Genomic DNA, 24,328 nt, shown 5'->3' with positions numbered 1-24,328 from the left:
ACGAAGTGATAGTTTTATTGTGTGATTGATTTCTTATTCCGCATTTTTATATTGGGTGTATTTATATCCATCTGATCTGCCTTATCATTACGAATGCACCGGCCTGTAGTGTCGACGAGCTCACAATAGTCTTTGAGTGAATAAGCGATACCTCGAGGCATATTTTCACGATGACTTCCCAAAATACATAGACAGCCATCAGAATACGTAGACATATTTGGCGCTGCGGTGAGTGGTGGGGCAATACAGCATATAAGTGAGGCCGCCTCGGGTGAATCTGTTTTAGTATTCTTGTGTTTAAATACTTCAGTGTTTTATGCCTCTGTGATTCGATAAACAGAGTCTATACTAGGTATTGATAGATAAAAGCTATCTCCAAATACCGTTGATATACTTTGAAAAATACATATTCTGTACTTGTGATAATATCACATAGTGAAATTTAAAAAGAATAAGCGCTTCGCTAAGTAACAATGGATGTTTTACACATGCAAAGTTATTGAAAGAACGTATGAACAAGCGGTTATGCTATAAATTAGAGTTGTCCTTAGGTTTGACTTTCAGTATTAAGCCCCCAGAAGGCAACGCCCTTACAGGAGAAAGTGTACATTATGTTTACTAAAGAAATGGTGCATACAGCGCTGCAAACGTGGTGCGATAACGTAGTGAAAGTTGGCAAAGTTCATTCTGAGGGAGGCGACGTTCAAGCGTTTTCTCTTCAGGTATTATCTGAAAGTTACGATTACGACAATGGCCATGTGTTGTTTAAGCCAACACTTACGTTTGGTCAACAGACCTTTCGACCTACGAAAGAAGGTGCGCTTTCCTATTTTGTTGGCGGAAACAGTGAGTTCCCCGATGACAAGGGATTCAAGCTTAAGCCTTGGGTAAAAGTTTGGTTCAGTAAAGAGGATTTTATCCTGCACAATGACCTCGCTATTGTGCAATGTAACGTGCATTTTATCGGCGAAGACGACAGTCATATTTTTGTGAACAAGAGCTTTGTATTTAAAGTCTGTGACGATGGCAAGGCACGCATTATTTTGCATCAATCCTCATTGCCGTATCAGCCTCAATAGTGGCTCAACGTTTTAATATTTAATGACAGGAGCTGTCGGTCAAACAACGGCTCCTTTTTATATTTCTAGATACATAAAACAAATCATCAGGGGCTTTATACCTTTGGCAAAAGAATTTGCGGCTATATGATCGTATTGTCACTGTGACACAAAATTAGTTATCGCCTTGTAAATAAGGCCCAAGGCAAAAGCTAAAGCCAAAGCTCTTCGCTTATGATTCACTCACACAGCACAGGCTACAAAGCAACTTGTCTCGCAAACTCCTCCTTGTCTGAATAGCAGTCGCCGGCCAGTGAAAAGTAAAGATCAGCTCCCACTTTGCTAGCCGCTGCTAGGATGAAGTTAGAAAACGCATAAAAAACAGTTATTGCAGTACTGCTCTCAGGGGAGTTGAAATATACTGTTTTCAATAAAATTGATATGAAAAAGGGCGTTTGAATCCCATGACTAACCAACCTATTACTGATGTGCCTAAAAGCGTATACACACTTGAAGATTTAGCTAGGTTAAGTAATTACTCCCTACTTAATAATCTTAACTGTGATCCCAATGCCACTGAAACGGGTGATGATTACGCTCCAAGACAAGTATTCTCTGGGCATTATGTGCCGGTTAAACCCACCCCTATCGCCAACCCTATATATGTCGCGCATAGCAAAACATTCTTTGCTGAATTAGGGTTTGATGACAGCCTAGTGAACACAGAGGATTTTGCTAAGTTATTCGCTGGCGATATAACTAGCGTACCATCGCCGATGCGTCCAGTTGGGTGGGCCACAGGCTACGCGCTGTCTATTTACGGTACTGAGTACGTTCAACAATGCCCTTTTGGTACAGGCAACGGTTACGGGGATGGCCGAGCGGTTTCTGTGCTCGAAGCTGTGATTAATTCAAATCGCTGGGAGATGCAGTTAAAAGGAGGAGGGCCAACCCCATATTGCCGTGGCGGAGATGGCAGAGCCGTGTTGCGCTCAAGTGTCAGGGAGTTTTTAGTCCAAGAGCACATGCATGGTTTAGATGTGCCAACGTCGCGATCTTTATGTTTGTTTGTCTCGCAATCAGAACAAGTAAGACGCCCTTGGTATTCTGAAGGCTCCCATGCCACAAACCCAGATATGAACGTATCTAACCCTGTGGCAATTTCAACGCGTGTCGCCCCATCGTTTCTAAGGGTGGGGCAACTTGAACTCTTTGCTCGTCGGGCTCGGGTTAACCAACATCCCGAGGCGCTCAAAGAGTTAGAGATGATTGTTTTGCATTTGATTGCGCGTGAATATCACAATGAGATTGATGACGAGCTTGTCATTGCAGAGAAAGTCGTGCAATTAGCGCTCGCATTTCGAGACCGATTAACCACGTTGATCAGCCACTGGCTGCGCGTCGGCTACTGCCAAGGCAACTTTAATAGTGACAACTGTGCTTGTGGTGGCTATACACTCGATTACGGTCCATTCGGTTTTGTTGAGCGTTTTGACCCTTATTACCAACCATGGACGGGCGGGGGACAACATTTTTCATTCTTCAATCAAGGGGCGGCAGCACAAACAAATTTCGACATGTTTTGTAAAGCCTTACAACCTTTGCTCTCGTCAACGCCCGATGCGCTAGACGCACTGCACCAGATAAATCTCGGGTTCGCTTCAGTCATGCAAGATAAAACGGAAAAAATGTGGGCATCTAAACTTGGCTTAGCGTCTTTTGATGCTCAGCTGTTTAATCAACTAATCACGTTAATGGTACAAACCTCGGTCGACTACACCATTTTCTTTCGTGAATTATCAAAAATTCCAGATGATATTTCAGGTGTCAGCAAAAGCTTCTACAACACGCCATCAGGCGAGCTATCTGAACAATGGGCACTTTGGCTGCAAACGTGGCGAAGTCTGCTCAATACACAAGAGAGTATTCAAAAAACTGCGCAAATGATGCAGCGCGTAAATCCTAAATATACCTGGCGAGAATGGCTCGTTGTGCCAGCTTACCAGCAAGCGGGCAAAGGTGATTTTGAGCTTGTTCATGAGTTGCAACAGGTATTAATACAGCCCTTTGAAGAGCAGTCCAGCAAGATTGAAAATAAGTACTACAGCTTAAAACCTCAGGCTTTTTTTGATGCAGGTGGGGTGTCACACTACAGTTGTTCTTCTTAAATTTAAATAAGCTCGCAGATAACTCTTTTACTGATAAAACACGGCGCGGCGATAGCATTTTCGCGCTGTGTTTTTCGCCGATTATATTGATAGCGAGCATAAATATATTCATATTATTTAACGCTTAGTATGTTTTAGATATAGCAGACCCAATAGATTTAGTTACGTTAGCGCATACCCGCTCAAAAAACAGGTACCCGTTAATGCTCGTTTGTTTTACTTTCGCTTGGAAATAACAGCAAGTAGGTCAAACCAATAATGCCAAACAACGCAAAGCCCGATAGTAAGAACGGGTCAATTACGATGTTCTCTTTAAACTCGAACGTTCCTGCTGATATCTTCTTCCAGCCCATAAAGTGTTGGTTTGCAGCAACGGTCGCGCCAAAAAAACTAATCACCAAGCCAATGTACTTTACAATCCAGTGCTTTGCCGCGTGGGACACCAAAATGAGACCTAAAAGACCGATAACGGTGCGTTGTGCTCGGCAATAGGGGCAAATGTAAACCATACCTGTGACGTCTGTTGTCCATGCCACTAATGAGATAACAATAGCGACTAACCCCAAGATTTTAGTGTGTGCCATATAGGTGTTTAATTGTAAAAGGTTCATGTGTGTTTATTTCCTTGTTCAAAGCGATGTAAAGAGCGAGATTCGGTAGCGTTTGTCGTGTTAAGAATAGCCGCAGGCTGATCGCATCACGGCACATCTATATGGCTGACAAACTCGACCCAGCTAAATCGTTATGCGGGTGACATTCGATAGTGAGTAATGTACTCGCCGTTGCCCGTTACCGCTTATGTCATTGATCAATTAAAGCGCATATACATGATTTACTGCCAAGCCTGATAAAAAGCAAACCAAGACCAAAGACTGAGAGACCGATATTACTATTCTCTCTGGCTGAATTAGGATTTGCTGTGTGAGGTGCCGCAATACCAGCACCCAAGCGATACTGGTTATAGCTTCAGACTGATGCTAGCATGCAACTTAAAGCTAACTTTAGGTTGAGTGTTGTTGTGGATATTTCTATTGTGGCTAAGCGCTCTGGCGTTCCTGCTTCTACATTGCGTTATTACGAAGAGAAGGGATTAATTCGTTCTGTCGGTAGGAAAGGATTACGACGTCTTTTTGCGGCTGACATATTAGAGCGTTTAGCATTGATTGCCCTAGGCCGGGTAGCAGGGTTTTCATTGGACGAAATTTCAAGCATTTTAGGAGGAGGTGACAACCCAAACATCGATCGTGAAATGCTGATAACCAAAGCCACTGAATTAGACCGCACCATCCAAAAATTAACTGACATGCGTGATGGTCTGCAACATGCAGCCGCATGCACCGCCCCTAGCCACCTAGAGTGTCCGAGGTTTCGTCGCTTGATGGGGCTAGCCGCCTCTGGCGCTATTAAAGGCCAACCCTCGAATAAACGAGTGAAGCAATCGCTATAACATATAATGTTGTACTAAGCGAACAACAAGCTAACCAGACCGCATTAGAAACAAGCATTACTGGCTTCTATATTAATGAAATACTGACGCGGTTGCCTAATAACCCCAAGGTGCATCGGGCTGAGGGATTGATTTGGTCAAATCAAAATCCACTCTAAACTCTCGCCCTTCACGGATTAATCGATACGAAAATACATCCGGATAAATAAATATTTGCCATGTGTTGGTGATAGATTGCGCTAAACCATGCTCGGCAAATAAGATTTTAGAATATTCATCCGCAGGGAATGATTGGATCTGTTTATAACCCGCATCAAGTGTATGCCCGCCATACATGGTAACTGGGTCATCAGTGCCGTCTTTATGGCGATGATCGTGCTTTAAACTAAGACCACTGCCGGTTTTTTTAATGATCCATGTGCGTGATGCATTGTCGCCAACATAAAACGGAATGTGTAATTCTGATGGAGTGCACTTGCGAACAAACATCACTAATTTGGCATCAAACGCCGAACTCGGCTGATTATCAACCGCTACCTTACCCCCAAAGGCTTTACCACAGTGCTGGGCGATACTCGTAAAAAACGCATCGTGGGTAGGTATGGAAACCAACGGCGCCTCTTTAGCCATAGTAGTATTGCTCACCAAGCAGTTCATCAAGCCGAACATTGCTATTAAAGGTACTATTGACCATGCTCTCTTATTCATTTTATTCTTCTTATTAATTGTTTATAGGAAAATTGCATCAGTTTGATTATCGCTAACTCGTCGTTTGGTCACAGGGGGTAAGTGCCTTTTTTGATTTGGCGCTTAATGTTTCTGCTAAGTCCTGCAACATATTTGCCAGCATCATCTTGTGAACGGGTGAGGGCAGTTTACCTTCTAAAAGCAAACAGTCCCCTCGAACACTGAGGGTTGCATCTGGTGCTAATCCCGAGAGTATTCTTTTAGGCTGAGCTAACTCTGCGCTAAAATCAAATTCTCCTGAGTTTACCTTAGTTTCTTTAGCGCGGGTTACTTGCGATAGGTTACAGGGCTCATAGTGCTTACCAAACTGCTGGGTGGCATCGTCTGCCAGCGATTTAAGTAAGGTATCAACTTGCTGTTGCGCAGAAGTGGACGTTAACGCCCCTGTGGCAGAATAGCACCGACCATCAATAGCGAGTTTAATATTGGTTAAGCCCAGCTCAGCGAGTCTCATTAATCCTGCTCTTAGCATCATACCTTGCGCCATTCCTCCCATTACTGTTAGCTGTTCATCTTCCCCTAACGCCGAGAATGCTTCGTCATCATCAGCACCATTTTTCTGTGCATTTATGGCCGGTAGGTATTTGCTAAACATACGATTGAAGTCACTTGGATTCGCTTTCATCCATGCGACGGCTCTATCGTCATCACTTGCGCTATTTTGTTTGACCATTCGCACTTGTGTAGGCCCAACGTCACCATCGGTAATAAATCCATCCATCACTATTGCTTCGGTCACATTACCCTCTTTCGGGCCGTGAATTTTGAATGTCCCGTGAGAGGTTTTAGCAGATGGCATTGATTGCCATAATCTGACCTCGTCGCCGTCAACCACGCCAACGCCAATATTACTACGCGGGCTAGTAGGAAATTCCACTGTGTAATCGTAATGCATCGTATCGTCTGATGGAGTGAAGGTAAGGCGGATATTATCGGGAATGTTTGGTGCTCTTGCAGCCCATACTCCGTCAAGCGTGTAAGGGGGACTTACCCAAGGGCGTAACCCCCAAGGAAGGCTGCGACTGGTCACAACATCTTTAATTTCAGCGAGTGAAATGACACCGGTTTGGTGTGATGAATCGGTCACTATTAAGCCAATGATGCCCAGTTCACCTATTAATGGTGCTCCAGATGTACCAACATCCAATTCCAGCCCTACTGCAGATACATCGTAGGGGTTGGTCGGTATATTCACGCGTTCAATTTGGCCAAATTGCTCTCCCACGTGCCAATCAGCTGCTTTACCAATATAAGTGACCTTACTTTGTGGGCTAATAGCAGTGATATCAGCTGCAGCGTATAGCCAAGGGGCGCGACTGGGCATTGCAATTTTCAACACCGCTAAGTCGAGCCCTTTTGAGTCCCCAGCAACGACTTGAGCCGTGTGCACTGTGTTTCCATCCCTGAAAAAGCGAACCGTTAATGCTTTTAATTCGTCTCCCGGATTTGCACCCTCTATGACATGGCTCGCTGTCACTAAATACAGGTATTCGTCTCGTTCACCTATGACCCATGCAAAGCCTTGCTGGTTCGTATTTGTCATTTTTGCGTTAACAGACACAACATTGTGGCGTAATGACTGAGCTCTCTCCCGTAACGATGTGTCCGCATGTGATGTCCCAGCATTCAAGACTAATACGAGCGCTATCCATTTTATTACTTTTTTCATTGTTTAACCCTTATTACAGCAAAACCTGTTGCCAGTAGCACACCTAAAATCGACCCAATGGTATTTACCGCCGGTATGCCTATGAGATAAGCGAGTAATTTTGGGGTTTGCTCCTGCGTAAATGCTTGGGTTCCCACTCGCATTGATTTAACCATTCCTTGATACCAAATGTGTAAACTCTGGGGGGTGGTAACGTTTTTTACTATTGGCATTTCTATCCCCATGGCTCCAACAACACTTTTGACATAAATACATTCTCCCTTATGTAGGTTTGATGCAGCATGACTACCCCTTAACTGATATTTGCCCGATGTCACGGTACAACGTCCACCATTTCTTTTTGAATCTTCAAGCGTATATTTTGAAAAAGAAAACTGACTCGCCTCTAGGCCCGCAAGGTTGACTAAATCACGGGTATCCAATCGAATGCGCGGGGTTTGCCCTAGTGGGGCGCTGACTAACGTTCTGCGGGGCAAAATACAGTTATCTTCCATGGGGCAGGTCAGCGGTTCTCTCACCAAGGGCTTTTTATCGCCCATCACGAACCGTGTTTTTCCCGCATGTTTAAATTCTGCGCGCACAACTAAATCATTGGAGACCGCAGGAGAACTGGGTGTCATAATAAATATCAGAACACCTTCCTGTTCATCCCATTCGAGCCATAGCTTCGCACCTGCGGGTATGAATAAAGATTCAAGTGAGGCTGTACTGAGTGAAGTAATCTGCACTACATCAGAGTTTAGTGGCTGGGTAAGTTCTGGTATTTGCGGGGAGTCGATTTGAGTAAACTGCGACAACAAAATAGGACTATTATCAATGGTCCTTAGTGTACCTGACCAGTCGAAGTCTTTTGACAACGTGATCTCAACTGATGTCGATTGTACTTCAATATGACCAGGCGTAGGTAAGCCCGGTATAAATGCAGCAATAGCTAATATACCAATAGTAACAATGACCACCATGCCATATGCGCCCATTTTTATGCTTCTTTGCAGGTCTAGAACGGTTGAAAGGTTGTCTAGTTGGCGTAGCTCTTCAGACACAGGTGCCGACGGATTTTTACCCAAACGCAGAGTCACATTTTCGAGTAATGCTTTCTCTTCCTCTTTTATACGCTCGTTAGCCTTGCCCAGTTGCTTCCTACGTTTTAGGAATTGATTGATGCTGGATAGCTTTAATAGCCGTTTTATACTTCTTAATAATTTGAACATTGCGACCCTTTGAAACGATCTCTAGCCAGGCGTATTTATCGTTTTTAACTATTGATTGATTAAAGCGCTGGGCGCGGCAATGCGATATTGAATATTTGTATAATCCATTCATTGCTTGTCATTGGTTTTGCTGCAACTTCCAGCTTAATAAATTGAGGACGAGTCCGCGGCCAGGTAATTAAAATAGGGACCGGGGCACCTACAGCATAGCTTCTTGATACATTTATGTACTCATCAGAAACACCATCACCCAGAAGTCGCCAGGCAATTTTTTTAATCGGCACGCCCGCTCTTACAATAACTTGAGTATCAAACGCTGCGGCTATTTTGGCAGGTGTGTCTGCGATTTTGGCATTCACAGGTATATAGACCATTCCGTTATCGATTTTCTGCCAGCCATAAATCCCTAATTCCTGAGCACCAAGATTGATTGTGCTCAGCACCTCGTTTACCGGCCATGAAATGGTAGCGCTGGCACCGAAGGTCGTATCCATGCGGTAGTACAAGCGCGGCTTTAACGCTAGCCCTCTTATACTGATTGACGACGAACTCATTTGCTGCGAAAGGTTCGGCTGCAATATTTGAATGACGTCGTCCTTTGTAAAATGTTCTATCAGAGGGGTGTTAAGCATAGAAACAAGCTCAAAATCTGCTGACACCGGGGATTCGTAAAGCCCTTCGCAAATGCCACTTCTGTCTCTGTAGCCATTAGATCCAGAATCCGCTCTTTTTAATAACTGTGTGTCACATGTGCTTGAGAGAGCCAAAGTAGATGAAACATACAATGGCATTAATAGCAGGAGTAAAGGTAAATAATGCATAGCCGGAAGGCGATAATAATGTTCGATTGGTGGCGTTTGGCTCAGTAAAACTGTTGTGTTTTTCATTGCTCTAATGCTCCCTGCATAATAGGCGGTATGAAACCATGATCCTTATCACTGCAAGAACATCCGAATCCGGTACGCTATGTGAGTTATAGTTTTACCTTAATCGTTCGCTATGGGTCAACGCCAATTGCTTAAAAAGTGAACGCCTTTAGTTTGTAAAATGTACTGATTCGTACTTTGATAACTTTAATGAACACTTATTAATCTGCAGCGAACATAAACGCTTTGAATGTGTCTGTGGCTTTTCTGACTCCCACTGCGCTCAATTTAATTCGTGCTAACCCCTTCCGCTTTTTCTGGTATCTTAATGTTGTGGCTGCTTGGAGCGTTTTATGAATAAATTACTGTTGATTATCTTTGGGGCGCTGCTCGTCAGTGCTTGCACGAGCGTGCCAAGCAAGAGCGCCTTGACTCCCTTGGATTTAACGGCAGATAAAGATGCAGTAGATGACTATTGGCTTGCTTATCGTAAAGTCACGCCTGTGTATCCATCGCTGGCAAAACAACAGAAATTATCAGGTTGCGTTGAGTTTTCTTTGCTTATTGATGCAAATGGCCGGGCGGTTGCGCCTACTATCATTAAATCTTTCCCGGTAGGGGTGTTTGATGAGCAGGCAACGATTGCCATTGAAAAATGGGTATGGGTACCAACTCAGACTAATACCGAACGCCAGCCTGTAATGACCACGTTTCAACATGATTTTGTTGTTAGGCAATCCTCGAATAGCAAAGCTGCTTACGATGCTTGTAAAATCTAACGTGTCGGCTCAGTTAAGCGCGGCTCGGCTAGATTGGCGTTGGGGCGTCTGTTAGATAGCCTTGCTTGAATAATCACTCGGCGTTTCATCCGCTTTTTATCTTCTGTTACTGATTTATATTTAACCTAAGGGATCCCAATTTATGTCATTTGAAGCATTAGGCTTGCGTGAAGAGCTCACTCTCGCCGTTGCTACACAAGGATACTCGGTCGCCACAGACATACAACGTGAAGCGATACCTCTAGTGTTAGCCCAGCATGACTTGTTAGCCATAGCCCAAACTGGCACAGGGAAAACTGCGGCGTTTACCTTGCCGTTATTGCAACGTTTAGGCGCGAAACAAAGCGCCACAGTACAGGGTGTGAGAGGTTTGATTGTTACCCCAACTCGAGAGTTGGCAGCGCAAGTAGCCAACAGTGTGGAAATTTTTAGTACTCAGTTGAACATTCGCAGCTGTGCGGTGTTCGGAGGCGTAAGAATTGAGCCGCAACTAGCGCAATTGCAAGAGGGAGTAGACATGCTGATCGCAACACCTGGCCGTTTACTTGATTTGTATGAACAGCGGGCTGTCCACTTTGAAAACCTAGAGGTATTCGTGCTGGATGAAGCTGATCGTATGCTGGATTTAGGCTTTATTGAGGACGTAAAGCGCATTCACTCGCTGTTGCCTGTTAAGCGCCAAACCTTGATGTTTTCAGCTACCTTTTCAAAGGAGATTAAACACTTCGCGAGGGAAATGCTAAATGCTCCAAAGACGATTGAAGTCACCGCAGTCAATAGTACAGTGGATTTGGTAGCGCAGACATTCCACCCGATAGAGCAGACGCGAAAAAGCGCCGCGCTTATCCAACTTATTCAACAGCACAGATGGTCGCAAACACTAGTGTTTATCCGCACTAAGCGCACGGCTGACGCGCTAGTGACTGTGCTTGAAAATGCCGGTATTGCTGCTGCATCGATTCACGCCAACCGAACACAGCATGCGCGTACCCAAGCCTTAAACGCCTTTAAAATCGGTGAGGTAAAGGTTTTGGTTGCCACGGACATTGCAGCAAGGGGCATTGATATTAGCCAGTTACCCTGCGTTATTAATTATGACCTGCCGTACGTCCCTGAGGATTACGTGCATCGTATTGGGCGAACAGGACGAGCAGGAAAAACAGGGACAGCGATTTCATTTTTTAGCCCAGATGAAACCTCGCAGCTTCAATCCCTTGAACGCCTTTTAGATCAGCACTTTGAAGTTACTACTCTGGTTGGTTTTGCGCCGAAATCCCAAGTGACAAAATCGGGGGTAGCCACCAAGGCTAACACACGCACTAACACCGCTGAAAAGTCCACCTCAAGAAATACGGTAAATACGAAACGCAAGAAGGGCAAAGCTTCTGCCGCTAAATTGAACGTTGATGATGAACTTTATGGGAATTTCGAAGCTGACACGCAAACTTCAAGTTCAGAAAAACAGTACAAAGGGGGGGCGGGGGGAGCAAAGCGAAATCGCAGAAAATAGCAGGTGCTGCTAACGCCTCTCTATTTACGCTAGTTATTCTGCGCACGCGTTAAGGACTAACGAGCAGGCTGTGAAAAGCCGTTTTTACACAGTTATTGAGTGCACAGGGCATTTTGTCTACAATGGCGCACTTTTTTTGAATCTAGGTTATTTTTATGAACGACACCACTAACTTACCACCGTTACCGGATCATCTTTCAAGCAACCCACGCAGCCGCCATTATGTGGAAGAAGTGTTTGAGCACAACATTGGAATTCGCTTAAATGGTAAAGAGCGCACCAACGTAGAAGAGTACTGTATCAGTGAAGGTTGGGTAAAAATTCCTTCACCTAAAGCGTTAGACCGCCGCGGCCAACCACTATTGATAACCTTAAAAGGAACGGTCGAAGCCTTTTACGCCTAGTCGCTCGTTTTCCTTCAATAGTGCCAAGAACAGGTGCAATAGACAGCACGCGTTTTCACATAACATAGCTAATAAGGCGTATCAGAGAAGTAATACTTTGTGCGTCTGTGTTAATACGCCGGCATGTCATACTCTTCGCGTTCGTGACCTACTGTTCGCGAAGAAAAATATCTTTAACAGTGCACAGTTAAAGGCTGGTTTGGCCTGAGAATCCCCAGGGTTACCATTTGACTAAGTTAGGTAGACCAGCATGATCACAATGATTATTACCCTATTGGGCTTACTGATATTTATCGTAGGGGCGGTATTATTGTTACTTGAAGCGTTTAACCAAAGCCTGTTTTGGGGACTCGCGTGTTTATTTATTCAACCTATCTGTTTGGTGTTCATCGTGCGTTATTGGCGCGTGGCAAAACTGTCTTTTTATACTCAGGCTGCCGGGTTCAGTATTTTACTCATTGGCCTTAATTTACACAGTCACTTTAATCCAACCTAAGCACCTTCATTTACCTTCAGCGATTTATTCCAGCGTAGCTTAATCATGCGGCCAAGCATATTCACGGTGTTATTTTCTGGGCTTCCTTGTCTTTTTTTTATCATCCTCAACTGTTATGTTAATTAAAGTGTTTTTCACGCTATTTATTCAATTTATTTAATCTAAGACCAATAGCTCTTTTCTCAGGTGGCGAATATGAAAATTGCGGTAACAGCGGCGAGTGGTCAATTAGGCGGGGCAATCGTGAATGCTCTTGTCAAACAAGTGGGCGCGGCGAATGTAGTGGCTTTAGCTAGAACGCCGCAAAGGGCAAGTGCTCTTGGCGTAGAAGTACGCCCTGGTGACTACAATAATTTACCTGAGCTGGAACGCTCATTAATGGGGGTCGACACCTTATTGTTAGTCTCAGGTATGGATGCGCCCGACAAACGAATCGTGCAACATCGCAACGTGATTAATGCAGCTAAAAACAGTGGTGTTGGCAAAATAGTCTATACCAGTGTGCAAGGAGCGCAGCAAGGCACCGCTTTCTCACCCGTCATTCAGAGTAATAGGCAAACAGAAGAAGACGTAAAATCCTGCGGTTTAGAGTGGGTTATTGGCAGAAACGGTATTTATATCGAGCCGGACATTGAATACATCGAAAGCTATAAAAAAGCCGGAAAGGTGACCAATTGCGCTGGGCAAGGGCGCTGTGCGTATACATGTCGGGGAGAATTAGCTTACGCTTATGCAAAAATGCTGACTGAAGATAAGCACAATGGCTATACCTATAATTTACATGGTGAATTGTTAACCCAGCAGCAACTGGTTGAGTATTTAAACCAAGCATTTGACCTTAATCTTCACTATGTCCCTTTGACCGTTGAAGAATACCAAGCAGACCGCGTGGCTGAACTAGGGGATTTTATTGGCACTGTGATTGCGGGAATTTACCAAGGTATTGCGTTAGGGGCGCTAGAAAATGAAAGTCACTATCAGCAGGCATCTGGTAGGTCGCACCAAACATGGCAAGACTATTTTGCCAGTATCAGTTAGCCGCTCCGCGAAGCGGTTTTGCTCTTTTTCATCGAGTTTAACCAAATTTTCATGAAGTCAGATGATACTGGCTTAGTAAAATAGACCATAAGAAAGCATATGATATGACGGTTGCATCTTACATTTTAGACTCATCAAACATTCCACTGATTACTCGCTTCCATGCTCGTCGCCAGTACAGTCTCGATTTAGCCAAATCCCTAACCAGTGAGGACATGCAGCTGCAGTCTATGCCAGATGCCAGCCCTACAAAGTGGCACTTAGCGCATACGACCTGGTTTTTTGAGCAGTTTATTCTGCACGCTTTTATTGAGCATTATCAATCGCCTCAGCCGCAATTCAATTACTTGTTTAACTCCTATTATGAGCAAAAAGGCGAGCGCTACCCCCGTGCACAAAGGGGAATGATCAGTCGTCCTTCGATAGAAGAGGTATACGCTTATCGTCAGCAAGTTGATACTAGTATCGAACGATTGCTGACCCAAAACAGCGATGCTGAGTTACTTTCGCTAATAGAACTGGGCATGAACCACGAGATGCAGCATCAAGAATTACTGTTAACTGATATTTTGCATGCCTTTTCACTGAACCCTCTTTACCCCGCGGCTTTCTCCCTTAGCGGTCAACCAGAGCGAGCGTCGGCAGAGTTGTCATTATCTGAGCAATTCGTTACCTTCGAGGCTGGGCTACATGAATTCGGTGTTGACCCGCAAACTGAATTTTATTTTGATTGCGAAGGCCCAAAGCATAAAGCCTATGTAGCTGAATTTACATTAGCCAAAGGCTTAGTAACGAACGGTGACTGGTTAGCCTTTGTTCACGCAGGTGGATACGACAACCCTGTGTTGTGGTTAGCCGATGGCTGGGCGGCAGCCCAGCAGCAAGGGTGGCAGCATCCGCTGTACTGGCGTAAGCAAGAAGATGAGTGGTTTCAATTCACCTTAAATGGTCTTGTGCCTTTGGATTTAACGGCGCCAGTTTGCCATATCAGTTACTACGAAGCAGACGCCTATGCTCAGTGGAGAGGATGCCGTTTGCCCAGTGAATATGAGTGGGAGCTAGCAGCGCGGGCGCAGCCCATTGCGGGTAACTTCTCTGAAAATCGTGTTTTTACGCCCAGCCCGTCCCGTACCCCTGATGATATGCAGCTACACGGTGATGTTTGGGAGTGGACTCGCAGTCCATATACACCTTACCCTGGGTATAAAGTGCCAGAGGGTGCAGTAGGTGAATACAATGGTAAATTTATGTCTGGGCAATATGTGTTGCGCGGTGGCTCATGTGTTACGCCAATAGAGCAGATGCGCGCTACCTATCGTACGTTCTTTTACCCTCATCAACGTTGGCAGTTTATGGGCCTGCGTTTAGCTAAGGATTGTTGATATGACCTTTCCCCCCGTCGCGCATCAGATTGATGCATCTCATCATACTGCGTTAAAAGATTCGTCATCTGAGCACCGCAATTCAGTTAAAGACGTCATTGAAGAAATAACGTCAGACTTATTAGCAGAAAAAAAATCAATTTCATCAAAATTTTTTTACGACAGTGTGGGGTCAAAGTTATTTGATCAAATCTGCAACTTACCTGAATACTATCCTTATCGCACTGAAATGGGCATGTTACCTAGCATCGCCAAGGATTTGTCTGAGTTGATCACTCAACCAATCGAATTGATTGAATTTGGAGCTGGTAGCTTAACCAAAATTAGGATATTGCTGCAAAGCGTGAAGATGATCCGCTCAGTTGTGCCTATCGATATTGCCCAAGCACATTTGCAAAGCGCAGCAAATCTATTGGCAACAGAATACCCAGATATTGATGTAACGCCTATTTTCGCAGATTTCACCCAACCCATATCGCTAGATAATGCCAAGGACGTTCCCAAACTTGGCTTTTTCCCTGGGTCGACAATTGGTAATTTCAATCGCGAATTTGCGCTGCAGTTTTTACAGCGACTTCGCCGCTCGTTGGGGGACAGCGGAATGCTGCTAATTGGCGTTGACACGAAAAAGTCTCCGCAGCAGTTACACCAAGCATACAATGACTCCGCAGGCGTTACGGCACAGTTTAATCGTAATATTTTGAGCCATGTAAACCACATTACTGGCAGTGATTTTAACCCTGATGCTTTCGATCACTATGCACTTTACAACCCGCATTTAGGAAGAATAGAAATGCATCTAGTTAGCCAGTGTGAGCAAGTCTTACGTATTCATGACAAGCAGATTTCGTTTCACCAAGGCGAAACTATACATACTGAAAACTCTTACAAATATCGCCCGGATGAATTTATTCATTTAGCCAGAATGGCGGGATGGCAATTTGAAAAACAATGGTTAGCGAAAGACGATATGTTTTCAGTGTTTTTACTTCATGCGGATACTTAAAACGTGTAATTCACACAGAACAGCCTTGGGATCGATACAGTGAACATACTAAACTTATTGCTCATGTTTTGTAGTGCTGGTAAGTTGTTGAGTTAACAGATAATACATTAAGGTTTACCGTGATTTATCGCACCTGTTTTGCCAGTCAGATCGGCGTAAAAGGCTCAGGTTTATCGGGTTAGCCTCTTTTACGCCACAAGGCAATTTTCAGGAGTTAAAATATGTTTAGTCACGTGATGATAGGTGTTAATGATATGGAAGCATCAAAAAAGTTTTACGATGCAACCATGCAGGTGTTGGGCTATAAGCCGGGTGTAATGGATGAAAAAGGCCGCTGTTTCTATTTTGATAAAAGTGGTGTTTTCGCACTTACTAAGCCTATTAATGACGAGCCAGCGTGTCATGGTAATGGTTCAACCCTAGGTTTCAAGGTTGAGAGCACAGAACAAGCTGAAGCATGGCACGCAGCAGGCTTAGCCAACGGTGGCGTGGCCTGTGAAGATCCTCCCGGTGTACGCGGCGAAGGCGAAAATCAAATGCACCTGGCCTATCTTCGAGATCCTACGGGTAACAAAATCTGTACTTTGATCCGAGTTTAAGACCGGATTCAATAGCTCGCAAAAACTGATGCTGTGTACACAGTAGTGACGTGCAAAAGTGCGACTAGCTTGGATTAACATGACAGCGTAGTGCATCAGCAAAATAGTCATCAAAACGCTCTATATAGAGCGTTTTTTCATTTTTACCTTAACGCTGTATTTTTACTTTACTGTCATCTGAATGTACCTGTTTCAGTGTTAGGCTGTTTTGAACGCTGCGTCCTGAATTGCGAATAGCGAGTGGCAAGTGAAAACGGCGAAAGCTGAAATGTGAATGTGCTGACGAAAATCGAAAAGCCAAAGTTGCTTAATATATAAAATAAAAGGCGTTAATCTATGTTTGTCCCCCCCAATTTACGCATACAAGATAATCAAGAAGTTGCCCGGTTTATCAGTGAAAATAGCTTTGGTATTTTAGTGTCTGAGTCACTTGATGCTACGCATATCCCCTTTATTTATAATCAAAATGAAGGGGATAACGGGATACTCTATGGGCATATCGCCAGGGCCAATCCTCATACTCATCAATTGACACAAGAGAAAGCATTGGTGATTTTCAGTGGTCCACATGCTTATATTTCACCTACATGGTATGAAGAAGGACCTGGCGTACCCACGTTGAATTACACCGCGGTCCATTGTAAGGGCCAAGCAAGTCTACTCAGTGATGAAGAATCGGTGCAGGCCATGGACGCTTTAGTGACAAAGTATGAGCCTACTTTACTCGACAATGAAGTGCTAATGCCTGCGGATTATCAAGCAAAATTACGCCGAGGCGTAGTAGGCTTCAAAGTCGTTATTGAACATATTGATGCCAAGGAAAAACTCGGACAGCAACGCAAAGCGGTTGATCAGCAAGGTGTATTTAAAGCCTTGAGTGAAAGCGCTGAATTAGGCGATATTAAATTGGCCAACTATATGCAGAAACGCCAACTTGGTTTAGGCGGCGTTTAATAAGCGCGAACCTAATAGACCAACCCTCAGCTGCGCTCTGTCGGTTTTTTAGCGTAGCTAACATTATCAACTGCAGACGTCGAATAGTGGGTAGTGGTTACGCAGGTAAGGCATGAGTGTCAGTGCTAGCAGTATTTGTGATGTAAGCGATATAAAGGTGGCCTCAAATATCTTTTAGGCCACTTTTATTACGTATAGAGTTTGTGAAAAGGATTCAAATAAGCGGTTTATTGCTCAAACCATTTACGAATGGCTTCTCTGTCTTCTTCTGACATACCGGTTTTATTCATTAGTGGCATATCTTTACTGACTACAGCACGTTGGAAAATCAGCGGTGCCTTTGCCTCAATTTGTTGCCAAGAGTCGAGCATTAATCCCAGTGGCGCAACAACAAACAACTCATCCGTCGGTTTTGCTGAGTGACAATTTGCGCAGTGGGTTTGAATCACGTCGAACGCGTGTTGTTCAGTTGCGCTTAGCTGAGCTGGTGCAGACTCGCTGATACTGGCTGAATCAAGCGGTGCCGTATCATCAGCCGGGGCCCGAGGGTAGGATACCCAACCTGCAATTAGTAGCATGCCTATTGCGCCGGTAATGAGCACCGAAGGGCGCGAAATACCTACATGCTTTAAGTTAAAGTAATGACGTATCCACGCTGAGACTATACCAATAGCCATAAGCACAGCCCACGCTTGAGGATGTTGAAAGGTCATAGGATAATGGTTGCTGATCATGATAAACAGCAATGGCAGCGTCAGGTAGTTGTTGTGCACAGAGCGCAGTTTAGCCGCTAAGCCCCAAGCGGGGTTAATTTCTTTATTGTTTGTGACCGCATCGACCATTAAGCGCTGAGCGGGCATGATTTTAAAGAAGACATTGCCAGCCATTATTGTGCCAATCAAAGCACCAACATGCATAAACGCGCCGCGCCCACTGAACCAATGAGTCGCAAGGTAACTGACCGCACCGATAAGCACCAACAACATAATGCCGAATAGAGCGGGGTAACGACCAAGCGCACTGCGACACGCGCCTTCATAAATAAACAGGCCACCAAAAATTAGTCCCAGACCACGAATAATGGCTTCTTTTGGGGTTAAGTCCATCACCGCAGGGTCGATCAAATAGATAGACGCACCGTGATAGTAAATTAAGCTCAACAGCAAAAAGCCACTTAGCCAAGTGGTGTAAGCTTCCCATTTAAACCAGTGTAGGGTTTCTGGCATTCTCTCTGGCCCACGTTGATACTTGGCCACTTCGTAAAAGCCACCTCCGTGTACTGCCCATAAATCACCTTTTATGCCTTTGTCTTGTTTCCACTTTGGCGGTGTACGTAGATTATTATCAAGCCAAATAAAGTAAAAAGAAGCGCCTATCCAGGCAACGCCTGCAATCACATGAAACCAGCGGATAAATAAAGATGACCATTCAAACCATGCCATTATGATGTTCCTTGTTTGTAATTCTTATTCTTAAAGTAGGTTATGTGTTTGCTCGGTAAACCGGCTCGCCCGCGATATAGGTGGCCGTGATGGCTCTGTCATCAGCAAGCATACTCAATGCAAATATAATGTCTTGGATCTCACTTTGTTCTTCACAGCGCAAGCTGGTGAGCTCGTCAAAATGCGGGTCGACTATGACAAAATCTGCATCTGTCCCAGCATTTAGGTTACCAATACTTTGCTCTAACCCTTGTGCAACAGCGGCGCCTTGGGTCATCAGATACAGCCCATGTAATGGTGGTAACTGCTCGGAGCGTAATTGTCCCACTTTATAGGCTTCACCTAAGGTACGCAGCATACTAAAAGTGGTACCTGCACCTACATCCGTGGCGAGTGCTACTGGGATATCGTATTTTTCCGCCGTTTTTAAATCGAACAAACCACTGCCTAGAAATAAGTTCGATGTAGGGCAAAAGGCAATACTGGCGCCGCTATCGCTCATGCGTTGCCATTCATGCTCTTGCATGTGAATACAATGACCAAACATGGCTTTAGGACGCAGCATATTAAATTTGTCGTATACGTCTAAATAGCCGTTGTATTCAGGGTAGAGGGAATTAACCCAGTCGATCTCATTCAGGTTTTCGTTCAAATGACTTTGAATGTACACATCGGGATATTGCTGTGCCAACTCGCCCAATGCGTGCAGTTGTTCATGGCTACTGGTGGGCGCAAAACGCGGGGTGATTGCATAATACAAGCGGTCTTTACCGTGCCAGCGCTCAATCAACTCAGCGCTTTCTTTTTGGGCGCTTTCTGGTGTGTCTTGCAGCCATGATGGGCAGTGTCTGTCCATGCATACCTTACCCGCAATCATTAACATTTTGTTTTGCTTAGCAGCATTAAAAAGTGCATCTGCAGCACACTGATGCACCGAAGAATAGACCATGGCGCTGGTGGTCCCGTTGCGATAGAGCTGGCGTAAAAATATATCTGCTATTTTGGCTGCATACTCCGGGTTGGCAAATTTCTTCTCAGTGGGGAAGGTGTAATTATCCAGCCAATCAAGCAGTTGCTCACCAAAACTGGCCAACATTTCGGTCTGGGGGAAGTGCAAGTGGCTGTCGATAAAGCCCGGCATGATGATTTGGCCACGATAATCGTGAGAAACCGCTTCAGGGTACTGGCTCAAAAGATCATTAGCCTGACCTGTGGCTAGAATTTTTCCGTTTTGAGTGACCAAAGCGCCGTCTTTGATATAGCTGAAATCTTGTTTCGGCTGCGCTGTCTTCTGGGGAAAATGTAAAATAGAGGCAAGGTATAGATGCGTTGTCATTTAAAGATAGATCCCGTTAGCTACCGCGGTAACTGCTAAAGCCAAAAGGAGAAATAAGTAACGGAATATGATAATGACCGCCATCGCACGTTATTTCAAAATGCACATCTACGAAAGGATAAAACGCACTGCCGTGAACCGCTGACAAGTACTCACCAGTGAGAAATCTAAGTTGATATTGTCCTGCTGAAATAGTCAACTCATCCCACTGATTACAACGGCCATCTGCGTCAGTTTGCACATGCGCAGTATTGCCCTCTGGTGTCGTTAGTATTAATTGCATATTAGCCGCAGGCTTGCCTAAGGTGGTGTCCAATACATGGCTAGAAAGTGACGGTGCTTTATTCATCTGAAAGACCTTTTAGTATACGTAGCATGGTAATTTTAATTTGTTCATCACTGGCAATATCGATTTCAGTGGCAGTAGTATTGTGGATACGCTGTTCAATTTCCTCAAGCATGGTTTTCGCGCTTAAGCCGCTGGCGCAAATGATAAAAATAAAACCGTGCTTTTCTTTATAGGCTAAGTTCAGTTTTTGCAAAGCCAGTAGGGTTGCCTCATCCGCTTGTGCAGCCCCATCTTGTTCATTACTTGCCATGGCCTTGGTGCTGGCATATTTCTCACGCAAGCTGCTGATATCCCCAATCATGGGATGAGCATCAAATGCTTGCAGAACATCCTCTTTGTTCATTTCTTGCCAACTTGTTTTTGCATTTTGCAGCAAACTCGGTTTATTGGCGTAAGGCCGTTGCTCTTGCATTTTTGTTACCCAGCGCTGTGCTGCGCAGGTTTGAGCAAAAAACGTTTCAGCTTCACTCGCAGTGAGATTGTTCAATTCAGTTAAGGTCATAATGAGTCTTTTAGTTTCTTAGAGGCGCGCCAGGCGTTAACCTGGTTTTGTCGTATTTTAAGCGCTTGGCTGGTGTTAAGTTGGCTTTCTTGCGTAATTGCACCATCGCTTGGTTGTTGCTCAAGCACATCACCGTTTAGACGTTGTATGATTTGACCCGCAATAGACACCGCCACTTCAATGGGGCGTTTACCTGGAATATTTAACACCCCAATTGGGCTGACCAAGCGCTCGGGCTGCGTCAAATCGGGCATGCGCGCGGTGATGCGCGTGACAAATCGTTTCGCTTTGGTGCTAGAGCCTATCATGCCAATATAAGGTAGGTCAGGGCGTTTAAGTGCTCTCTCCACCAATTCGTAATCTAATTGATGGTTGTGGGTCATGATCACCAACCAGCTATTGGCAGGTGCTCGGGCGATTTGCTCACTTGGCTCGTCGCTCAATATCATCTCTACATTGGCAAAATTGAATTTCGGGTGTTGAGCCGAGCCACTTTTTGGAAACAATTCTTCACGTTGGTCAATCCATTGTATTTGCAGAGGCAACTGCGCTAGTAAAGGAATCAACGCATGGGCTACATGACCCGCGCCGTAAATTTGAACGGTTTGGCATTGTTCTATCATCACTTCAAACAATACGTTTACCGCACCGCCGCAGCATTGCCCCAATTTACTGGAAAGCGGATAGTGCTCAATGTGCTGAATATGCTCGTTACTCGCCAACAACCGTCGAGCTTGGTCAGTGGCGGCAAATTCTAAGTGACCGCCACCAATAGTGTCGAAAGTTTCATCCCCGGTTACAATCATCTTGCAGCCATTGCCGCGAGGAGTCGAGCCTGCAGCGGCAAGTACCGTTACCAATACATAGGCTTTACCTTGCGCTTGGCATTGATGCAGTGCGTCAAACCATTTATTGGTATTCATATTAGCTAGGCTCGCTGCGCGTAGCGTCAGGATCTATGGACATAATGCATTTCAGCACGGCTTCTGGCGTGGCAGGGGCGGGCAACTGAGGATCAACTTTATAGTCTGTTAAGCTTGAAATCGCATCTTTGATGGCACACCAAACTGAATTGGCCAACATGAAGGGCGGTTCGCCTACAGCCTTAGAGTGATAAATACTGTCTTCATCGTTATCCCTCGGATATAAATCGACATTGAACACTTCTGGGGTGTCGCCAATGGCAGGAATTTTATAGGTTGCTGGGTTGTTACTGATCAAGCGGCCTCTGTCGTCCCATTTTAAATCTTCAGTAGTGAGCCAGCCCATGCCTTGAATAAAGCCGCCCTCTATCTGACCTATATCAATGGCTGGGTTTAGACTGCGGCCGACATCGTGCAGAATATCGACGCGCTCTACCTTGTATTCGCCCGTTAAGGTGTCAATGGAAACTTCGGATACCGACGCACCATAGGCAAAGTAGAAAAATGGGCGGCCATTACCCGTGCTGCGATCATAATGAATTTTCGGGGTTTTATAGAAACCCGTTGATGATAACGACACTCGACCAATATAAGCATCTTGAACTAATCGCACAAACTCTACGCTATGTGGACCTAAAGTGACGTAATTGTCGGCGAAAATCACTTTATCCGCGGTAAGTTCTGACTCGTTAATAGTTTCTGCATAAAATTCTGCTAAGCGCTGTTTGACGATGATACAAGCATTTTGTGCTGCTTTTCCGTTAAGATCGGTACCACTTGATGCTGCAGTAGGCGAAGTATTCGGTACTTTGTCGGTGCGGGTTGCGGTGACTTCTACGTCATGCAAAGAAACACCAAACTCGTTGGCAACAATTTGACCAATTTTAGTATGTAAGCCTTGACCCATTTCTGTGCCACCGTGGTTAATCTGCATACTGCCGTCTGTGTAAATGTGCAGCAGTGCCCCTGCTTGATTCAAATGCTTAGCAGTAAAGGAGATGCCAAATTTAACTGGCGTCAGCGACAGGCCTTTTTTAACGATAGGACTGGTTTTATTAAACTGGGTGATGGCCTCTCTGCGCGCCCAATAATCAGAAGACGCTTCTAAGCGTGCAATCAGGTCGCCCAACAAGTTATGCTCTACGGTCATGCCATACGGCGTGAGGTTGCGCTCTTTATCGCCATATAGGTTCAATTTACGTACCGTTAGTGGATCTTTACCTACTTTTCGTGCAATCGCGTCCATCATCGCTTCGGCTACGATCATACCTTGTGGGCCACCAAAACCGCGATAGGCAGTGTGTGACACCTGATTAGTGCGACAGCGATGGCCCGCCACATTGACGTTCTCAAGGTAATAACCGTTATCACAATGAAACATTGCCCTGTCAACAATGGCATCAGATAAGTCAGGTGAGTGCCCGCAGTTACCGTTGATGTCGATATCAGCAGCCTTGATTAGGCCTTCTTGGTTAAAGCCCACTTGATAGCTGTTTTCAAATGGATGGCGCTTACCAGTGGCAATCATGTCTTGCATGCGTGGTAGGCGAAGTTTTACAGCGCACTGGTTACGTTTGGCAAGCAGGGCAGCAATACATGCCCATTGTGCCGCTTGGGTTTCCTTACCGCCAAAACCACCGCCCATACGGCGCATATCCACCACGACCTTATGCAATTTACAGCCTAATACTTCTGCGATGAGTTTTTGAACTTCACTGGGGTGCTGGCTCGATGTGTAAACCAATACGCGGTCTTCCTCATCATTTATCGCCATAGACACTTGACCTTCAAGATACATGTGTTCTTGTCCGCCGATGCTTAAATGCCCTTGAGCATTAAGTTCGCTTCGGCCAAAGGCAGTGTCAAAATCACCTTGTTGCATAAAATGCGCTGGGCGCACAAAATTACTCTGCTGTTTTGCAGTTTCAACCGTTAGGCACGGCGCAGATGGCGTAATATCAATTATGGCTTTGAGCGCAGCCTGCCGTGCATGTTGCACGCTGTCGGCTAATACTGCGAATAAGGCCTGACCGTTGAATAACACTTGGTCTTGGGCAAAAATAGGGTCGCCATCAAATACTGGGGCGATATCCACATGACCTGGTACGTCATCCACAGTAATCACGTCGGTTACGCCTGGGCTTGCCCATACAGCCGTTAAATCGATAGAATTTAACGTACCTGAGGCTTCAGGGCTGGTGCCCACTGCCGCGTACTGCAAATTAGCAGGTTGGGGCATGTCGTCCACATAACGGGCTTGGCCGCTGACTTGGCGAATAGCACTTTCGTGAGGATGTGATTTGCCTACTTTCCCTTGGGGGTTACTGGTAAACGGCTGTTCAATAAGTTTACGCATGGCCGTAACCTCGCTGTATTGGTGAATGAAAAAAGCTAAGAAGACAATAAGGCATCCAAGGTGCAAATGATTCGTTACCAGAAATA

Annotated in this window: 23 protein-coding genes; 12 read left to right on the top strand and 11 right to left on the bottom strand. The window is 45.0% G+C overall.

Annotation, left to right across the window (positions count from 1 at the left end; genetic code table 11):
- Positions 1–611 precede the first annotated feature (611 nt).
- Positions 612–1,079 carry a metal-independent carbonic anhydrase family protein gene (locus GMES_RS02325; protein ID WP_006990949.1) on the top strand — a complete coding sequence of 156 codons (468 nt, stop codon included), beginning with the start codon at positions 612–614 and terminating at the stop codon, positions 1,077–1,079.
- A gap of 443 nt (positions 1,080–1,522) precedes the next feature.
- Positions 1,523–3,226, top strand: a complete 1,704-nt coding sequence (locus tag GMES_RS02320) for a protein adenylyltransferase SelO (protein WP_006990948.1) — start codon at positions 1,523–1,525, stop codon at positions 3,224–3,226.
- Between the two features lie 200 nt (positions 3,227–3,426).
- On the opposite strand, the gene GMES_RS02315 is transcribed toward GMES_RS02320, so the two are convergent.
- Positions 3,427–3,837 carry a disulfide bond formation protein B gene (locus GMES_RS02315; RefSeq protein ID WP_006990947.1) on the bottom strand — a complete coding sequence of 137 codons (411 nt, stop codon included), beginning with the start codon at positions 3,835–3,837 and terminating at the stop codon, positions 3,427–3,429.
- A gap of 407 nt (positions 3,838–4,244) precedes the next feature.
- Between GMES_RS02315 and GMES_RS02310 the strand changes: the two genes are divergently transcribed.
- A complete protein-coding gene (locus GMES_RS02310; protein ID WP_039986320.1) occupies positions 4,245–4,673 on the top strand; it encodes a helix-turn-helix domain-containing protein in 429 nt (142 codons plus the stop codon).
- A 96-nt stretch (positions 4,674–4,769) separates the two neighbouring features.
- Here the strand turns inward: GMES_RS02310 and GMES_RS02305 are convergent, their stop codons facing one another.
- The 4 genes from GMES_RS02305 to GMES_RS02290 all read right to left on the bottom strand — a co-directional run bounded on the left by GMES_RS02305 (position 4,770) and on the right by GMES_RS02290 (position 9,187).
- A complete protein-coding gene (locus GMES_RS02305; RefSeq protein WP_085949598.1) occupies positions 4,770–5,342 on the bottom strand; it encodes a hypothetical protein in 573 nt (190 codons plus the stop codon).
- A 91-nt stretch (positions 5,343–5,433) separates the two neighbouring features.
- On the bottom strand, positions 5,434–7,089 hold the full coding sequence (locus GMES_RS02300) for a trypsin-like peptidase domain-containing protein (protein WP_006990944.1): 1,656 nt from the start codon (positions 7,087–7,089) through the stop codon (positions 5,434–5,436).
- Entirely contained in the window at positions 7,086–8,300 is a 1,215-nt protein-coding gene (locus GMES_RS02295; protein ID WP_006990943.1) for a hypothetical protein, read from the bottom strand. Before GMES_RS02295 ends, GMES_RS02300 begins: the two co-directional genes overlap by 4 nt.
- A gap of 59 nt (positions 8,301–8,359) precedes the next feature.
- Complete coding sequence (locus tag GMES_RS02290) at positions 8,360–9,187, bottom strand: hypothetical protein (RefSeq protein ID WP_006990942.1); 828 nt, start codon at positions 9,185–9,187, stop codon at positions 8,360–8,362.
- A gap of 332 nt (positions 9,188–9,519) precedes the next feature.
- On the opposite strand from GMES_RS02290, the gene GMES_RS02285 reads away from it, so the two are divergent.
- The 9 genes from GMES_RS02285 (at position 9,520) to GMES_RS02245 (ending at position 17,334) form a co-directional block, all read left to right on the top strand.
- Positions 9,520–9,945: an energy transducer TonB gene (locus tag GMES_RS02285; RefSeq protein WP_006990941.1), complete on the top strand. Its 426-nt coding sequence runs from the start codon at positions 9,520–9,522 to the stop codon at positions 9,943–9,945.
- Positions 9,946–10,087: 142 nt separating this feature from the next.
- Complete coding sequence (locus GMES_RS02280) at positions 10,088–11,455, top strand: DEAD/DEAH box helicase (protein ID WP_006990940.1); 1,368 nt, start codon at positions 10,088–10,090, stop codon at positions 11,453–11,455.
- A 155-nt stretch (positions 11,456–11,610) separates the two neighbouring features.
- Positions 11,611–11,859, top strand: coding sequence for a DUF3297 family protein (locus GMES_RS02275; protein ID WP_006990939.1), 249 nt, complete (start codon positions 11,611–11,613; stop codon positions 11,857–11,859).
- 250 nt (positions 11,860–12,109) lie between these two features.
- Positions 12,110–12,355: a hypothetical protein gene (locus GMES_RS02270; RefSeq protein WP_006990938.1), complete on the top strand. Its 246-nt coding sequence runs from the start codon at positions 12,110–12,112 to the stop codon at positions 12,353–12,355.
- 195 nt (positions 12,356–12,550) lie between these two features.
- On the top strand, positions 12,551–13,393 hold the full coding sequence (locus tag GMES_RS02265) for an SDR family oxidoreductase (protein ID WP_006990937.1): 843 nt from the start codon (positions 12,551–12,553) through the stop codon (positions 13,391–13,393).
- Between the two features lie 104 nt (positions 13,394–13,497).
- Positions 13,498–14,775 (top strand): ergothioneine biosynthesis protein EgtB, encoded by a 1,278-nt coding sequence (egtB, locus tag GMES_RS02260; protein WP_006990936.1) that lies wholly within the window; start codon positions 13,498–13,500, stop codon positions 14,773–14,775.
- Between the two features lies 1 nt (position 14,776).
- On the top strand, positions 14,777–15,781 hold the full coding sequence (gene egtD / locus GMES_RS02255) for an L-histidine N(alpha)-methyltransferase (protein WP_006990935.1): 1,005 nt from the start codon (positions 14,777–14,779) through the stop codon (positions 15,779–15,781).
- A gap of 221 nt (positions 15,782–16,002) precedes the next feature.
- On the top strand, positions 16,003–16,380 hold the full coding sequence (locus GMES_RS02250) for a VOC family protein (RefSeq protein ID WP_006990934.1): 378 nt from the start codon (positions 16,003–16,005) through the stop codon (positions 16,378–16,380).
- Positions 16,381–16,716: 336 nt separating this feature from the next.
- Positions 16,717–17,334 (top strand): FMN-binding negative transcriptional regulator, encoded by a 618-nt coding sequence (locus tag GMES_RS02245; RefSeq protein ID WP_006990933.1) that lies wholly within the window; start codon positions 16,717–16,719, stop codon positions 17,332–17,334.
- Positions 17,335–17,561: 227 nt separating this feature from the next.
- Here GMES_RS02245 and GMES_RS02240 read toward each other — a convergent pair whose 3' ends face one another.
- The 6 genes from GMES_RS02240 to xdhB are packed head-to-tail and all read right to left on the bottom strand — an operon-like array spanning position 17,562 to position 24,242.
- A complete protein-coding gene (locus GMES_RS02240; RefSeq protein ID WP_006990932.1) occupies positions 17,562–18,776 on the bottom strand; it encodes a urate hydroxylase PuuD in 1,215 nt (404 codons plus the stop codon).
- A gap of 40 nt (positions 18,777–18,816) precedes the next feature.
- Positions 18,817–20,112, bottom strand: coding sequence for a guanine deaminase (gene guaD / locus GMES_RS02235; protein WP_006990931.1), 1,296 nt, complete (start codon positions 20,110–20,112; stop codon positions 18,817–18,819).
- A 16-nt stretch (positions 20,113–20,128) separates the two neighbouring features.
- Positions 20,129–20,461 (bottom strand): hydroxyisourate hydrolase, encoded by a 333-nt coding sequence (uraH, locus tag GMES_RS02230; protein WP_006990930.1) that lies wholly within the window; start codon positions 20,459–20,461, stop codon positions 20,129–20,131.
- A complete protein-coding gene (gene uraD, locus GMES_RS02225; RefSeq protein ID WP_006990929.1) occupies positions 20,454–20,963 on the bottom strand; it encodes a 2-oxo-4-hydroxy-4-carboxy-5-ureidoimidazoline decarboxylase in 510 nt (169 codons plus the stop codon). The genes uraH and uraD overlap by 8 nt, the downstream gene beginning before the upstream one ends.
- On the bottom strand, positions 20,960–21,886 hold the full coding sequence (gene xdhC, locus GMES_RS02220; RefSeq protein WP_006990928.1) for a xanthine dehydrogenase accessory protein XdhC: 927 nt from the start codon (positions 21,884–21,886) through the stop codon (positions 20,960–20,962). The genes uraD and xdhC overlap by 4 nt, the downstream gene beginning before the upstream one ends.
- Before the next feature lies 1 nt (position 21,887).
- Positions 21,888–24,242: a xanthine dehydrogenase molybdopterin binding subunit gene (gene xdhB / locus GMES_RS02215; protein WP_006990927.1), complete on the bottom strand. Its 2,355-nt coding sequence runs from the start codon at positions 24,240–24,242 to the stop codon at positions 21,888–21,890.
- Positions 24,243–24,328: the final 86 nt, after the last annotated feature.

Source organism: Paraglaciecola mesophila KMM 241, assembly GCF_000315015.1.
Lineage (GTDB): Bacteria > Pseudomonadota > Gammaproteobacteria > Enterobacterales > Alteromonadaceae > Paraglaciecola > Paraglaciecola mesophila.
This window is presented reverse-complemented; position numbering and strand designations above follow the sequence as displayed.